This is a genomic window from Pseudescherichia vulneris NBRC 102420, assembly GCF_000759795.1.
Taxonomy (GTDB): domain Bacteria; phylum Pseudomonadota; class Gammaproteobacteria; order Enterobacterales; family Enterobacteriaceae; genus Pseudescherichia; species Pseudescherichia vulneris.
Genome location: NZ_BBMZ01000016.1, coordinates 22,452 through 35,765, shown reverse-complemented (window position 1 = coordinate 35,765; position 13,314 = coordinate 22,452). Strand labels below are relative to the sequence as shown.

14 protein-coding genes are annotated in these 13,314 nt (G+C 57.0%); 6 read left to right on the top strand and 8 right to left on the bottom strand.

Translation table 11 applies throughout. From position 1 onward, the window contains the following. Positions 1-15: 15 nt before the first annotated feature. The 4 genes from nirC to tsgA all read right to left on the bottom strand — a co-directional run bounded on the left by nirC (position 16) and on the right by tsgA (position 5,367). The gene (nirC, locus tag EV102420_RS14710; protein WP_042393098.1) at positions 16-822 is read right to left on the bottom strand and encodes a nitrite transporter NirC; all 807 of its coding nucleotides are present in this window, start codon (positions 820-822) and stop codon (positions 16-18) included. Positions 823-1,032: 210 nt separating this feature from the next. Then, positions 1,033-1,359, bottom strand: coding sequence for a nitrite reductase small subunit NirD (nirD, locus tag EV102420_RS14705; RefSeq protein ID WP_042393096.1), 327 nt, complete (start codon positions 1,357-1,359; stop codon positions 1,033-1,035). After that, positions 1,356-3,899: a nitrite reductase large subunit NirB gene (gene nirB, locus EV102420_RS14700; protein ID WP_042393094.1), complete on the bottom strand. Its 2,544-nt coding sequence runs from the start codon at positions 3,897-3,899 to the stop codon at positions 1,356-1,358. The genes nirD and nirB overlap by 4 nt, the downstream gene beginning before the upstream one ends. A gap of 283 nt (positions 3,900-4,182) precedes the next feature. Next, entirely contained in the window at positions 4,183-5,367 is a 1,185-nt protein-coding gene (gene tsgA / locus EV102420_RS14695) for an MFS transporter TsgA (RefSeq protein ID WP_042393092.1), read from the bottom strand. 282 nt (positions 5,368-5,649) lie between these two features. Here tsgA and ppiA point away from each other — a divergent pair, with 282 nt between their 5' ends. The 3 genes from ppiA to EV102420_RS14685 all read left to right on the top strand — a co-directional run bounded on the left by ppiA (position 5,650) and on the right by EV102420_RS14685 (position 7,084). Further along, positions 5,650-6,222 carry a peptidylprolyl isomerase A gene (gene ppiA, locus EV102420_RS14690; protein WP_042393089.1) on the top strand — a complete coding sequence of 191 codons (573 nt, stop codon included), beginning with the start codon at positions 5,650-5,652 and terminating at the stop codon, positions 6,220-6,222. 108 nt (positions 6,223-6,330) lie between these two features. Next, entirely contained in the window at positions 6,331-6,501 is a 171-nt protein-coding gene (ficA, locus tag EV102420_RS21515; protein WP_072015277.1) for a FicA/YhfG family antitoxin, read from the top strand. Next, positions 6,491-7,084 (top strand): putative adenosine monophosphate-protein transferase Fic, encoded by a 594-nt coding sequence (locus EV102420_RS14685; RefSeq protein ID WP_042393087.1) that lies wholly within the window; start codon positions 6,491-6,493, stop codon positions 7,082-7,084. Before ficA ends, EV102420_RS14685 begins: the two co-directional genes overlap by 11 nt. 52 nt (positions 7,085-7,136) lie before the next feature. On the opposite strand, the gene EV102420_RS14680 is transcribed toward EV102420_RS14685, so the two are convergent. Continuing rightward, complete coding sequence (locus EV102420_RS14680; RefSeq protein WP_042393086.1) at positions 7,137-7,460, bottom strand: helix-turn-helix domain-containing protein; 324 nt, start codon at positions 7,458-7,460, stop codon at positions 7,137-7,139. After that, positions 7,438-7,803, bottom strand: a complete 366-nt coding sequence (locus EV102420_RS14675) for a type II toxin-antitoxin system RelE/ParE family toxin (RefSeq protein WP_042393084.1) — start codon at positions 7,801-7,803, stop codon at positions 7,438-7,440. Before EV102420_RS14675 ends, EV102420_RS14680 begins: the two co-directional genes overlap by 23 nt. 128 nt (positions 7,804-7,931) lie before the next feature. Here EV102420_RS14675 and pabA point away from each other — a divergent pair, with 128 nt between their 5' ends. Then, positions 7,932-8,504 (top strand): aminodeoxychorismate synthase component 2, encoded by a 573-nt coding sequence (pabA, locus tag EV102420_RS14670; protein ID WP_042393082.1) that lies wholly within the window; start codon positions 7,932-7,934, stop codon positions 8,502-8,504. A gap of 92 nt (positions 8,505-8,596) precedes the next feature. Continuing rightward, positions 8,597-9,817: a bifunctional acetylornithine/succinyldiaminopimelate transaminase gene (gene argD, locus EV102420_RS14665; protein WP_042393080.1), complete on the top strand. Its 1,221-nt coding sequence runs from the start codon at positions 8,597-8,599 to the stop codon at positions 9,815-9,817. Here argD and EV102420_RS14660 read toward each other — a convergent pair. After that, on the bottom strand, positions 9,814-11,895 hold the full coding sequence (locus EV102420_RS14660; protein ID WP_042393078.1) for a YccS/YhfK family putative transporter: 2,082 nt from the start codon (positions 11,893-11,895) through the stop codon (positions 9,814-9,816). The two genes, argD and EV102420_RS14660, sit on opposite strands and share 4 nt — an antisense overlap. 52 nt (positions 11,896-11,947) lie before the next feature. Beyond that, positions 11,948-12,580 (bottom strand): cAMP-activated global transcriptional regulator CRP, encoded by a 633-nt coding sequence (gene crp, locus EV102420_RS14655; protein WP_000242758.1) that lies wholly within the window; start codon positions 12,578-12,580, stop codon positions 11,948-11,950. 308 nt (positions 12,581-12,888) lie between these two features. Between crp and EV102420_RS14650 the strand changes: the two genes are divergently transcribed. After that, positions 12,889-13,293, top strand: coding sequence for an OsmC family protein (locus EV102420_RS14650; RefSeq protein ID WP_042393076.1), 405 nt, complete (start codon positions 12,889-12,891; stop codon positions 13,291-13,293). Positions 13,294-13,314 lie beyond the last annotated feature (21 nt).

Sequence of the window (13,314 nt, the reverse complement as noted above, 5' to 3'; positions counted from 1 at the left end):
AAGCGCTAACTCGCTTTAAGGGCTAACGGTTTCCTGCGCGGCGTTTTTAGCAGGTGTAGGACGCTCTGCGCGAGGGGTAGCATACCAATATCCCAGCCCCATAAATATGGCTCCGGATAAAGTATTCCCCAGGGTTACCCACAAAAGGTTATGTCCAATACCGGACAGGGTGTAGGCGTCGCTGTGATGCCCAAACCAGGAGAGGGCGAACAGGGTCATGTTGGCGACCGAGTGCTCGTAACCAGAGGCGATAAACGCCAGCAGGCACCACCAGATAGCAAGGAATTTTCCCGCGCCTTCGGTACGGATCGCCATCCAGATCGCCAGACACACCAGCCAGTTGCAGAGCACCCCCTTGAAGAACAGGACGCTGGCGGGCGCGCTGGTTTTCGCCAGCGCCACGGTGTGTACCAGGCTGGTATCGACCGACAGCAGGCTGCCGCCACCCCAGAAGTAGAGCAGGGCCACCAGTACCGAACCCACCAGATTTCCTAGCCAGGTTTGCGGCAGGATCGTCCACATCTGGCCGTGGCTGATGGTGCCCGCTTTCACGCCCAGGGTCAGGAACATGGTGTGGCCGGTAAACAGCTCGGAACCGGCGATGATCACCAGCGTCAGCGCGATACCAAAGGTCGCACCCATGACCAGCGGACGTACCGCCGGGTCAAGCAGGTTGCCAAGGGTAAAGATGAGGATAATCGCCAGGCCCACGTAGGCCCCGGCCATTGCGGAGCTGATCCAGAAGCCCAGCGGATTATGTGTAGAGAGGCGTGCAATGCGCGCAGCGTTAGCCGCACACTTGTTGATAGTGTCGGTGAACATGATGATTATCCTTGTACACTTCATCCTTCGAGCTGCCTCTTTGTTGGCTGCCTTCTCTCACCCCAGTCACATAGTTAACTATGCTCCTGGGGATTCGTTCAGTTGCCGCCGCGATGCAACTCAAATGATTTTGTGTAAAAAAGTTAGAAAAGAAAATTCAAACAAAAAGAGAAAGTTAACGGGCGGGGGCATTGCACCCCCGCTGGGGTATTACGCTTTAATCTGTACTTCGCCGTCTTTAACCCGGGCATCGAAGCGGGCTACGGAGTGGTCCGCATCCTCCATGCACAGGCCGTCGCGCAGGCGGAAGCGCTGTTTCTTCAGCGGGCTGGCAACCCACAGTTCGCCGTCGTGCTCGGCGATGATGCCGCGTGACAGCACGCTGGCCTCAAAGAAGGGATCGATGTTGCTGATGGCATAGACCTGCTCATCAGCCCGCGGGCGGAAAATCGCGATCTGCTGGTTATTCAGCAGGGCGCAGACGCCGGTTGCCGGTACGATGTCAGCGAGCTGACAGACGGTGTTCCACTGGCTCATACGGTTTCCTCCACCAGAGTGACCGGAATACGCTCATACGGCGTGGCCGGGCGATGCTGCTGACGTTCCGGTACAATCTGTACCGCCGGGTCGCGGCGATCGCTGTTGATAAAGTGTTTGAAGCGCACCTGCGCCTGCGGATCGTTAACGGTAGCGGTCCATTCGCAGATAACGGCGTCGCGCAGGCGGGCCATCTCTGCTTCCAGCTGGCTGTTCAGGCCAAGCTTGTCGTCGATAATCACGCTCTTCAGGTACTCGATGCCGCCTTCCAGATTGTCCAGCCAGGAGGCGGTACGGGTCAGCTTGTCGGCGGTGCGGATATAGAACATCATAAAGCGGTCGAGGTAGCGTACCAGCGTGTCGCGGTCGAGATCCGCTGCCAGCAGATCCGCATGGCGTGGTTTCATCCCGCCGTTACCGCAGACGTAAAGGTTCCAGCCTTTTTCAGTGGCGATGATGCCCACGTCTTTACCCTGAGCCTCCGCGCATTCGCGGGTGCAGCCGGAGACGCCAAACTTCATTTTGTGCGGAGTACGGATGCCTTTGTAGCGGTTCTCCAGCTCGACGCCGAAGCCCACGCTGTCGCCCACGCCGTAGCGGCACCAGGTTGAACCGACGCAGGTTTTCGCCATGCGCAGCGCTTTGGCATAGGCATGACCGGTTTCGAACCCGGCTTCAATCAGCTGACGCCAGATCTCCGGCAGGTCATCTTTCTGCGCGCCGAACAGGCCGATACGCTGTGAGCCGGTGATTTTGGTATACAGATTAAACTCGCGGGCGATACGGCCCACCTCCATCAGCCCTTCCGGAGTGATTTCGCCGCCGGCAGAACGCGGGATCACCGAGTAGGTGCCGTCTTTCTGGATGTTGGCAAGGAAGTTATCGTTGGTATCCTGCAGCGGCGTATGCTGCGGCTTCAGAACGTATTCGTTCCAGCAGGAGGCCAGCAGGGAGCCGACGGTGGGTTTACACACTTCACACCCGTAGCCCTTGCCGTGTTTTGCCAGCAGCTCGTCGAAGGTTTTGATCCCTTCCACGCGGATCAGGTGGTACAGCTCCTGGCGAGAGTAGGCAAAGTGTTCGCACAGGCTGTGGTTCACTTCGATACCCTGTTTCGCCAGCTCAGCGTTCAGGACCTGAGTCACCAGCGGAATACAGCCGCCGCAGCCGGTACCGGCTTTGGTTTCTGCCTTCAACGCCGCTACCGTATGGCAGCCTTTGTTGATGGCCGAGATCAGCATGCCTTTGGTCACGTCGAAGCAGGAGCAGATCTGCGCGCTGTCCGGCAGCTTATCGACGCCGATTGAGGGTTTGCCGCTGCCCGCGTGGGCGGGCAGGATCAGCGCATCCGGGTTTTCCGGCAGCTCAATGGCGTTCAGCACCAGCTGCTGTAAATTGCCAAAGTCGCTGGTGTCGCCTACCAGCACCGCACCGAGCAGGGTTTTATTATCCGGGCTGACGATCAGGCGTTTGTAGACCTCTTTGCTCTCGTCGAGGTAGACGTAGCTGCGGGAGTTCGGCGTGCGGCCATGGGCATCGCCAATGCCGCCCACGTCCACGCCCAGCAGCTTCAGCTTGGCGCTGAGGTCCGCCCCTTCAAAGGCGTTCGGAGTGCCGAGGATATGGTCCACCGCCACCTGCGCCATTTTATAGCCCGGCGCGACCAGACCGTAGACGCGGTTGTTCCAGCTGGCGCACTCGCCGATGGCGTAGATATCCGGGTCGGAGGTCTGACAGGTGTCGTTCACCATGATCCCACCGCGCTGGGCCGTTGCCAGGCCGCACTGGGTCGCCAGCTTGTCGCGTGGGCGAATACCGGTTGAAAAGACGATAAAGTCGATCTCAAGGCTGCTGCCGTCGGCAAAGCGCATGGTCTTGCGCCCTTCGACGCCCTCCTGGACGATCTCCTGGGTATTTTTGCTGGTGTGCACGCGCACGCCCATGCTCTCAATTTTACGTTTCAGCTGCTCGCCGCCCATCTGGTCAAGCTGCTCGGCCATCAGCATCGGCGCGAACTCAATGACGTGGGTTTCAACGCCGAGGTTCTTCAGCGCCCCGGCGGCTTCCAGACCGAGCAGGCCACCGCCCACCACTGCGCCCCGGCGGCTACGGCGCGCGCAGGCTTCAATGGCGTTCAAATCTTCGATAGTGCGATAAACAAAGCAATCCTGGGTTTCGGAGCCTTTAATCGGCGGGATCCATGGATAGGAGCCGGTGGCCATAATCAGCTTATCGTAATAGACCGTGCGGCCCGCGCTAGAGTGGATCACCTTCTCCTGGCGGTTGATAGTGATAGCACGTTCGCCCACCAGCACCTTAACGCCGTGCTTCTCATAGAAGCCTTCGCGTACCAGGGAGAGCTCTTCGGCGGTGTGGTGAGAGAAGTAGGAAGAGAGATGGACGCGGTCGTAGGCTTTCCGCGGCTCTTCACAAAACACGGTAATGTCGAAGCGGGCAGCGTCAGCTTTATCGAGGAGATCCTCAATAAAACGGTGGCCGACCATGCCGTTACCGATAATAGCGATTCTGACTTTGCTCATTTTTGCCTCGATTTCTTTTCTATTACTGCCTACCTTAACGATTCAGCTGTGGCGTTTATTGATGCAAATCAAGTTCACCTTTACCTACTCCCTAAGGAGTATATTGCTGATTTAACAGCTTTTTTCTAAGTCACGGAATTGGCTGGCTTTTCGGCATAGAGCAAATAACATACAAAAAATAGGGTTTTTGCGCAGGGAGAATTACCCCTAAAGATTAATGGGATTAAACTATTGGAGGGGAGGGAATGAGCCCCTTTTCAGGACGAAAAGGGGCGGGAATAACTTAGTGCGCGGAGGCGGTGGTGTTGTGTTGACGATGGCGAGTTACGAAGCCCAGCGCGAAGCACATGACGAATACCACGGCGTAGAGGCCGTTAGCGGTCATCAGCGCCGCCTGTGGGCCGCTGTTGGCCACGATAGGGCCGGTAACCACGAAGGTCAGCATGGTACCAATGGTGCCGCAGGTGAGGACAAAGTTAACCAGCTTCGGCGAAGCCACTTTGGTCTGCTGGGAGCCAAGGGTGATAATGGTGGTGTAGATGGCGCTGGAGAAGAAGCCCAGAGCCAGAATAAACCATGCCATATGTTCCGGGCTGCTGGTGATGAAGAGATACATCAGCACGGTCGCCAATCCTGCCAGCACGGTCAGAATACGCTGCAGGTCGAAGAAGCGCAGGATAAAGCTAAACGCCCACATGCCGACCATGTAAGACATCCAGAAGTCGCTGACCAGTTTGCCCTGACCGCTGACGTCCATGCCCAGACCTTTGGCATACTCCGGCACCCAGGAGATAAAGCCCAGCTGGCCGAGGATGTAGCAGAGCGCGGCGATAGAGAGGAACAGGACGCCAACGCCCCACTTCTCTTTCACTACCGGCTTGTCGCTTGGGGCCGCATGCTTGCCCAGCGCCGGGAACTCGCAGCCGATGGTCAGTACGAAGATGGCAACGTAGACCAGACCAATGCAGGCGTAGACCCAGTACCACTCAATGCTGCGGGCCAGCAGGAACGCGGCTACCATCGGGAAGATCATCCCGGCCATGCTGAAGAAGGAGTCGGTGAACAGCAGGCGAGAGCCACGCTGGCGACCTTCATACATTTGGGTCACCAGGAAGGTGCCGATGGACATGGTGATACCGCTCACCAGCCCCAGCACGAACATCGCGGCGGAGAAGAGCGCCAGGCTGTGGCTCAGCATCAGCGCGGCGACGGCCAGCACCATCAGCACGAAGCCAAAACGCAGCTGGGTTTTTAACGGTACGATCTCCATCAGCCAGGCATTCAGGAAGATAGAGATCAGGATCCCTGCGTTCAGGAAGGTGAAGGTGTTGCTCATGCTGGAAACCGGAAGATCGAAGTACTTCGCGATATCGCCCATCACCATACCGGTGACGATCACCAACGCACCGGTAAGGGCGTAGGAGAAGAAGCTGATCCATGTGAGCCTAATTCTGTTGCTGTTAGTCATGAGACTGGCCTGTGAATAGAAGTGTAAAGCGCGTTGACTGCGCCGTGAACGGGCAGATTTTATGCGTTCGGGTGACACATTTAAATCTTTAAAAGTGAAAATCGTTCACGTTGCACAGTTTATTTTGAAATGTGTCACAAATTTTCACCGTATTACCGCATAACCAGGTGCAGACACATCTGTTTCAAATTCGTAAAATTGAGTAAAGCGCTGGCCTGGGGGCGGCATGCTCTTTAGAATCAAGCGACTCGCTCTCTTCTCTGTTCACTGTTAGGAATTCACATGGTTAAAACGACTCTGGCGGCTGTGGCGGCTATCTTTGCTCTCTCTGCAATTTCACCCGCAGCCCTCGCGGCAAAAGGCGACCCTCACGTTCTGTTAACCACCTCTGCCGGTAACATCGAGCTGGAGCTGAACAGCCAGAAAGCCCCGGTATCGGTGAAAAATTTTGTCGACTATGTGAACAGCGGCTTCTATAACAACACCACCTTTCACCGCGTGATCCCCGGCTTTATGGTGCAGGGCGGCGGCTTTAACGAGCAGATGCAGCAGAAGCAGCCGAACCCGCCGATCAAGAACGAAGCGGATAATGGCCTGCGCAACACCCGCGGCACCATCTCCATGGCCCGTACCGCTGACAAAGACAGCGCCACCAGCCAGTTCTTCATCAACGTGGCGGATAACGCTTTCCTCGATCACGGCCAGCGCGACTTCGGCTACGCCGTTTTTGGTAAAGTTGTGAAAGGCATGGATATCGCAGACAAGATCTCCCAAGTACAGACCCACAACGTCGGCCCGTATCAGAATGTGCCGTCAAAACCGGTGGTTATTCTCTCCGCAAAAGTTCTGCCCTAACGCTTTTTTGCACGGGCATCGCCTGCCCGTGCTCTGCCTGCTTCCCTGCGTAACGTGAAAATGCCGCTTATACTTGTGGCAAATGACGCACATCATCAGGGAGACACAATGGCGAAAAAACTCACCGAACGGCAAAAATCCCGTCTCTGGGAGCAGCAGCGTAATGTCAATTTCCAGGCCAGCAGGGCGCTGGAAGGGGTGGAGTGCGCCCTGGTAACGCTCAACGCAGAAGAAGCAGAGGCGCGCCTTGAGGCGCTGCGGAGGCAGCATGAGCGATAAGTTTGGTGACGGGCGCGACCCGTACTTCTACGCCGGCCGCAACGTGATGAGCAACCGGCTGGGCATCCATCAGGCGAAACAGCTCGAAGAGACGGCATATGAGTTTACCGCGCTGCGTGCCGCGACGCTGGAGCTGGGTCCCGTTGCCCGGGGCCTGCCGCACCTCTGCGCCATCCATCGTCATCTCTACCAGGATATCTTTGAATGGGCCGGTGAGATCCGTGAGGTCAACATCTATCAGGGCGATACGCGCTTCTGTAATTTTGACTATATCGAGAACGAGGGCAACGCCCTGATGCAGGCGCTGGAAGATGAGGACTGGTTGCAGGGCCTGGAGAAAACCGCGTTTATCGAGCGTTTAGCACACTACTATTGCGAAATTAACGTCCTGCACCCGTTCCGCATCGGCAACGGCATTGCCGAGCGGATCTTCTTCGAACAGCTGGCGATCCATGCAGGCTACCTGTTGGACTGGCGCGGCATTGAGCCAGAGGCCTGGAGTGCAGCCAACCAGAGTGGCGCAATGGGCGACCTCTCGGCACTGATCGCTATCTTTACCCACGTGGTGAGCGAAGCGGAGTAAAACGTTGCCGGATGGCGCTGCGCTTATCCGGCCTACGCAGGGGCGGACATATCTATATCAATATGTCCAGCCCATGCTTTTGTATAACACTTAACAGCTTTAGCGATAACCCATTCGGCCTTTTAGCCCCGCTTTCCCATTTTTGTATGGTTGAAACGCTGGTATTTAAATAGTGGGCAAAAACAGGCTGGCTAACGTTAAACTTCTCCCGCAGCTTTTTGATTTCATCCGGCTGGATGTCATCTACCTGACCGATGCAGGCTTTATCAAAGCTACGCATTGTTTCCTGAGAAATGGCATCTACGCTGTGTAATCCCGCAGCAGCGCTATGAATCGCTTCAAAAGCGGTGCTTTTAAATTTCTCTTTTGCGGTCATGACAAATCTCCAGCAACTCTTTAGCGTCAATTAACAAGCTCAGTTTTTCAGTTTTCAGGCACGCGTAATGCTTTGCGAGTGTTCGAAAGCCTGTGAGTTCTTCATGAGTGATATTTGCCATATCCTGTTTGGCATACAGGAAAGTGTAAAACCAATTCCTCCCACCTTTAGCCAGGATAATGGCGCGATCGCGATTATGGTTCAGGCGCTTTTTATAGACGCCGCCGCCAAGGTCATCGACTTTTCCTTCATATACAGCGTTGATAGCCAGACATAATTCATCGTCCTTGATGGCATGGTTTTTTGCCGTTTTACTGAACCATTTTGTTTTAAAAACCCGCATTTGATTCACATCCCTGTTCACTTTACTGTAGCACTTAGTGCAATAGTAAGCACTTCTTTCAGTAGGTCATAGTCAGAATTTCTCAGGCTGCGTACAATGTCGCAAAGATAGTTATCAAGTGACTTACCATGATCCTGCTTATCGACAACTACGACTCCTTTACCTGGAACCTCTATCAGTACTTCTGCGAGCTCGGCGCTGAGGTCGTGGTGAAGCGCAACGATGAGATAACCCTCGCCGATATCGCGGCGCTGGCTCCGGAGAAGATCGTAATCTCGCCTGGCCCCTGCACGCCGGACGAGTCGGGCATATCGCTGGCGGTCATCCGCCACTACGCCGGTAAGCTGCCGATCCTCGGCGTCTGCCTCGGCCACCAGGCGATTGCTCAGGTTTTTGGCGCAACCATCGTGCGGGCGCAGAAGGTGATGCATGGCAAAACCTCGCCTATTACCCACAGCGGCCGGGGCGTGTTTCATGGGCTCAATAATCCGCTTACCGTCACCCGCTACCATTCGCTGCTAATCGATCCCGCGACGCTGCCAGACTGCTTCGAGGTGACCGCCTGGAGCGATACGCAGGAGATTATGGCGATTCGTCATCGGGAGTGGGATCTGCATGGCGTGCAGTTCCACCCGGAGAGTATCCTGAGCGAGCAGGGGCACGCGCTGCTGGCAAACTTTCTTAACCAGACCGATTTTTAGTTGCCATGCACTGATTTTTTATGCATATTTTATGATTATATTTTCATAATCATTGCTGTATATAATCACTGCATATAACGGATGGGCATGACATGGCAACTGAACAGAACGCAGTTACGCGCGCAACATTTGACGAAGTAATTCTGCCCGTTTATGCACCGGCGGAGTTTATCCCGGTGAAGGGCAAAGGCAGTCGAGTGTGGGATCAGCAGGGCAAGGAGTATGTTGATTTCGCGGGCGGGATTGCCGTTACGGCACTGGGCCACTGCCATCCTGCGCTGGTGGAGGCGCTGAAAAGCCAGGGCGAAACCCTGTGGCATACCAGCAACGTCTTTACCAACGAGCCAGCGCTGCGCCTGGCGCGCAAGATTATCGATTCCACCTTTGCCGAGCGCGTGCTATTTATGAACTCCGGCACCGAGGCCAACGAAACCGCCTTTAAGCTGGCGCGCTACTACGCTTCTACGCGCCACAGTCCGTACAAAACCAAAATCATCGCCTTCCATAACGCCTTCCACGGACGCTCGCTGTTTACCGTCTCGGTCGGCGGCCAGCCGAAATACTCTGACGGCTTCGGACCGAAACCCGCTGATATTATCCACGTGCCGTTCAACGATCTTCATGCGGTGAAAGCGGTGATGGACGATCACACCTGTGCAGTGGTGGTTGAGCCGGTACAGGGGGAAGGGGGCGTGACCGCCGCCACGCCAGAATTCTTACAGGGCCTGCGCGAGCTGTGCGACCAGCACCAGGCGCTGCTGGTTTTTGATGAAGTGCAGTGCGGAATGGGGCGCAGCGGCGATCTCTTTGCCTACATGCACTACGGCGTAACGCCAGATATCCTCACCAGCGCCAAGGCACTGGGCGGCGGTTTCCCCATCAGCGCCGTGCTGACTACTGAGGCGATCGCTAGCGCGTTCCACGTCGGCTCCCATGGCTCGACCTACGGCGGCAACCCGCTGGCCTGCGCGGTGGCAGGTGCAGCCTTTGACATCATTAGCTCGCCTGAGGTGCTGCAAGGCGTTAGCGAGAAGCGCCAGCGCTTCGTCAACCATTTGCAGCAGATCGACGAGCAGTTTGACGTGTTCAGCGATATTCGCGGCATGGGCCTGCTGATTGGTGCCGAGCTAAAACCGCAGTACAAGGGGCGCGCCCGCGATTTGCTTTACGCTGCTGCTGACGAAGGGGTGATGGTGCTGAACGCCGGGCCGGACGTGATGCGCTTTGCCCCGTCGCTGGTTGTCAGCGAGCAGGATATTGATGAAGGCATGCAGCGCTTTGCCGTAGCGGTAGCCAACATCGCGCGGGCCTAGTCTTTACTCCACCGGCGATTAAGCCAGATGCCATGATGCGGGCGCTGACGCCATGCCACCGACGAGATGGTGTGCATGCTGTTCAGATGCCCGATAATACGCTGGAGGTGCATCTCCATTGGGCTCATTGGGCCGTGGGTGAGCGTCTCCGGCGCTTCAAGAATATTCGCGTCCCCGGATGCTCCGGCCCCGTCATAGTCCAGCCGCTGCTGGCAGCGCTGAAGCGCAATTTCGCATGACTCCAGATAGCGCTGGGCCAGGTCCGGCGTCAGCATGGCGTGCTCCCGGGCCAGCGTCGTCAGGGCGTTAATATGCTCGACGATAAACTGGCTATGGGTCACCCAGAGCTTCATATCTGCCAGATAGTGGGTATTGAACCCCGGCTCCTGCATCGCCTGATTCAGCGAGTTGAAGAGGGCGTTGTGCGCCTGGTTGACCCGTATCCGCTGGTAGGCCAGCGGCGTGGGCTGCGGATCGTCGCTGAGGATCAGACGAATCGCATCCTGATCCTTCTCAATCGCATCATGGGCGTTTTTCCGCAGCAGCCCGCTCTGCCACTGCGGCCAGAGCCAGACCATCCCGCCGAAGGCAATCAGACAGCCAATCAGGGTATCGATCAGTCGGGCAACGATAAAGTTCTCGCCGCTCAGGGTCAGAATTTGAATCGAGTACACCGCCGTAATGGTGAACCCTACCGTCGCCCAGCCGTAGCTTTTGCGAATGATCAGGTAGCTAATGAGCGTGATAAACAGCATGCCCAGCAGGGTATACCCCTCCGGAACATGGAAGTGCAGAGCAACGCCAGCAACCGTTAACCCCGCCAGCGTGCCTGCCGCCCGGTGTAAAATACGCACCCGGGTAGCGCCGTAGCCGTTCTGCGTAACCAGCAGCACCGTCATCAGGATCCAGTAGGGCTTCGGCAGATGCAGGGCGCTGCCCATCAGGCTGGCGATGCTCAGCATAACGCTGATGCGGGCGGCATTGCGCAGCGCCGGAGATTTCAGCGACAGATAGCTCTTGAGCGCTTCCCACAGCGGCTGGCGGCGCTGCTGGTCGGCCATCAGGTCGCGGGTATAGAGCGGGCGCTGGGTGCGCAGCACGCGGGCGATACGGCTAAAGTGCCAGGCGCAGAACTGGCCAACCGGATTTTGCGGATGCTGGCGGGCGATCTTCTCCAGGGCGCCAATCTGCTTCTCCATGGTGAAGCGGGTCGGGTAGCGATGGTACAGAATGTCGTCCGCCAGCACCCGAAGCCGGGCGGCGACCACCTGCGCATTCCAGCGGATCACCGCTTCGGCGTGGCTGCGCTCCACCAGCTTCTGCACCTCTTCCGGCTGGTGTAGGCTGACCGAGATGTGCTCCTGCAGATCCAGCGCCACCTGAAACGCCCGCAGGAGACGCTTGTAGTCGTTATGCTGGTTGGCGGCGAGCATATGCAGCTGCTGATAGCACTGGCTGATGAGATCCACCGCCTTTTGCTGGCGCGCCAGCAGCGGCGGCAGGGCCTTCTCCGGATCGGCGTGCTGCGTCAGCAGGCTGTACTTCGCCTCGCAGTAGTCGGCGAGCTGGCGGTAGAGCAGGCTTAACGATTCGCGCAGGGGCTGCTCGCGCCACAGCCAAAACCAGAACCAGTTAAACGCGCCGTACCAGAGCGTGCCCAGGGTGTAGATGAGCAGCGGCTCCCAGACCGGCATATTGCCCGCCAGGCTGAGGGTAAAGATGGCGGCGATAAGCGAAGCGGGCAGCAGGCGTGCGTGTAGAGGACTGATTTCCGCCGTGACGCCCAGCAGCATTGCCAGCCCGGCGAGGATCAGCGGGAGCGCAACGTTGGCCCCCAGCAGCAGCTGCACCGCCAGGCTACAGCCGGCAAACAGCGAGCCGCCGATAATCAGGCGCTTAAAGAAGCGTTTGTGCGGAGTATCAAGACCGGCAATGTTGCAGCAGGCGGGCACCAGCGAGAACAGTAGACCATGCTGAAGATGACCCAGCGCCAGACCGATGGCCACGGGAAGGCACAGCACCAGCGTTTGCCGCAGTGCGTAGTTAACTTCGGGGTGGTAGATTAACCTGCGCCACATGAGGGAGAGAGCAAAAACGGCGTCCGCAGAGGCGATCCGCCGTTCTTAAAGCTTAACGCGTTCCGTAGACGACGATGGTTTTGCCGTGCGCGGAGATCAGGTTCTGATCTTCCAGCATCTTCAGAATACGGCCCACGGTTTCACGGGAGCAGCCGACGATCTGGCCGATCTCCTGGCGGGTGATTTTAATCTGCATCCCGTCCGGATGGGTCATGGCGTCCGGCTGTTTAGCCAGGTTCAGCAGGGTCTGCGCGATGCGGCCGGTCACGTCGAGGAAGGCGAGGTTACCCACTTTCTCAGAGGTGACCTGCAGGCGGCGTGCCATCTGCGACGAGAGACGCATCAGAATATCCGGGTTGACCTGGATCAGCTGACGGAATTTTTTATAGGAAATTTCGGCCACTTCACAGGCGGTTTTCGCCCGTACCCATGCGCTGCGCTCCTGGCCCTCTTCAAACAGGCCCAGTTCACCGATAAAGTCGCCCTGGTTCAGGTAAGAGAGGATCATCTCTTTCCCTTCTTCGTCCTTGATGAGCACTGCCACTGAGCCTTTGACGATGTAGTACAACGTTTCCGCTTTTTCACCCTGGTGAATCAGCGTGCTCTTCGATGGGTACTTATGAATGTGGCAATGAGACAAGAACCATTCGAGAGTCGGGTCTGTTTGTGGTTTGCCAAGCACCATGCGCGGTTATCCTCTGTTATAAGCTGGCGCCAGTCGCGGGACGCATCCGGCGGCTGGGGTTGCAATCATATGCTTCCCGAATCCTGGGAAGGGGGCCGTCAATATAAGCGTGCGGCCTGTAATGGTTGAAGTCCTCTGCATACCTGCATAATGTCAATACATTACCGTAGCATCCCGACTGTTTTAGCATAGCTTTTGCCGTGTGTCTCCTGGTGTCTCGCTTCAGCTTGATGGATGTCGCCTTCCGTTGCGCGTTTTACTCGGCGCGCGTAATCTGTCGGGAAAATTGCCACTCTGGAGTGATGAAAATGCAAGCACGCGTAAAATGGGTTGAAGGGTTAACGTTCCTCGGCGAATCCGCCTCTGGTCATCAGGTATTAATGGACGGCAACTCCGGGGATAAAGCCCCCAGCCCGATGGAGATGGTGCTGATGGCAGCAGGCGGATGCAGCGCCATCGACGTGGTGTCGATTCTGCAGAAAGGCCGTCATAGCGTGACCGACTGTGAAGTGAAGCTGACCTCCGAGCGCCGGGAAGAGGCCCCGCGTCTCTTCACCCACATCAACCTGCACTTTATCGTTACTGGCAAAGAGCTGAAGGATGCGGCAGTATCCCGCGCGGTGGATCTTTCGGCGGAGAAGTACTGCTCCGTGGCGCTGATGCTGGAGAAAGCGGTCAACATCACCCACTCCTACGAGGTGGTTGAGGGATGATTTTATGCCCGGTGGCGCTGC

Coding starts and splice junctions, on each gene's coding strand:
- tsgA (WP_042393092.1), bottom strand. CDS start 5,367: ATGACTAACAGCAACAGAATTAGGCTCACATGGATCAGCTTCTTCTCC.
- EV102420_RS14675 (WP_042393084.1), bottom strand. CDS start 7,803: ATGCGGGTTTTTAAAACAAAATGGTTCAGTAAAACGGCAAAAAACCAT.
- EV102420_RS14650 (WP_042393076.1), top strand. CDS start 12,889: ATGCAAGCACGCGTAAAATGGGTTGAAGGGTTAACGTTCCTCGGCGAA.
- argD (WP_042393080.1), top strand. CDS start 8,597: ATGGCAACTGAACAGAACGCAGTTACGCGCGCAACATTTGACGAAGTA.
- EV102420_RS14660 (WP_042393078.1), bottom strand. CDS start 11,895: ATGTGGCGCAGGTTAATCTACCACCCCGAAGTTAACTACGCACTGCGG.
- nirD (WP_042393096.1), bottom strand. CDS start 1,359: ATGAGCCAGTGGAACACCGTCTGTCAGCTCGCTGACATCGTACCGGCA.
- nirB (WP_042393094.1), bottom strand. CDS start 3,899: ATGAGCAAAGTCAGAATCGCTATTATCGGTAACGGCATGGTCGGCCAC.
- ppiA (WP_042393089.1), top strand. CDS start 5,650: ATGGTTAAAACGACTCTGGCGGCTGTGGCGGCTATCTTTGCTCTCTCT.
- pabA (WP_042393082.1), top strand. CDS start 7,932: ATGATCCTGCTTATCGACAACTACGACTCCTTTACCTGGAACCTCTAT.
- crp (WP_000242758.1), bottom strand. CDS start 12,580: ATGGTGCTTGGCAAACCACAAACAGACCCGACTCTCGAATGGTTCTTG.
- ficA (WP_072015277.1), top strand. CDS start 6,331: ATGGCGAAAAAACTCACCGAACGGCAAAAATCCCGTCTCTGGGAGCAG.
- EV102420_RS14680 (WP_042393086.1), bottom strand. CDS start 7,460: ATGACCGCAAAAGAGAAATTTAAAAGCACCGCTTTTGAAGCGATTCAT.
- nirC (WP_042393098.1), bottom strand. CDS start 822: ATGTTCACCGACACTATCAACAAGTGTGCGGCTAACGCTGCGCGCATT.
- EV102420_RS14685 (WP_042393087.1), top strand. CDS start 6,491: ATGAGCGATAAGTTTGGTGACGGGCGCGACCCGTACTTCTACGCCGGC.